The organism is Pseudomonas sp. P4_C1, from assembly GCF_056402155.1.
Map to the genome: position 1 here is coordinate 1 of NZ_JBFUHY010000177.1, position 567 is coordinate 567.

At 64.7% G+C, this 567-nt stretch carries 1 protein-coding gene; it reads right to left on the minus strand.

Going from position 1 to position 567, the window contains the following annotated elements:
* Positions 1 to 567, minus strand: a 567-nt coding sequence (locus tag AC1DU9_RS29880) for an immunoglobulin-like domain-containing protein (RefSeq protein WP_477811279.1), incomplete at both ends; no start/stop codon positions are given.

Here is a 567-nt window from a genome sequence, read left to right on the forward strand (position 1 = left end):
GGTGGCGGTCAGGGTCACGGTGGGGGTCACGGTGGTGGTGTCGTCGACGTCATTGACCGTGGTGCTGACCGGCGTTTTCACCGGGTTGATGGCTTCCAGGTTGCCACCCACCGCGTCCTTGATGGATTCGGTGACCGTGGTCGGMCCYTGGTAGGCGTCGTTGCCCACSGTGACCRGCAGGCTGCCRGARCTCTGSCCTTCGGCGATGGTGATGACCTTSCCGCTGTCCAGCGTYACGGTGACYGSACCGTTCTGCGCGGTSACCGGGGCGCCGTTCTTGTCGGTCAGSGTCGCGGTGTAGGTGATGGTGCCGTTTTCGTCCACGCTCGGSGTSGCGGTCAGGGTCACSGTGGTGGTGTCGTCGACGTCATTGACCGTGGTGYTGACCGGCGTTTTCACCGGGTTGATGGCTTCCAGGTTGCCACCCACCGCGTCCTTGATGGATTCGGTGACCGTGGTCGGCCCTTGGTAGGCGTCGTTGCCCACGGTGACCGGCAGGCTGCCAGAGCTCTGCCCTTCGGCGATGGTGATGACCTTCCCGCTGTCCAGCGTTACGGTGACTGGACC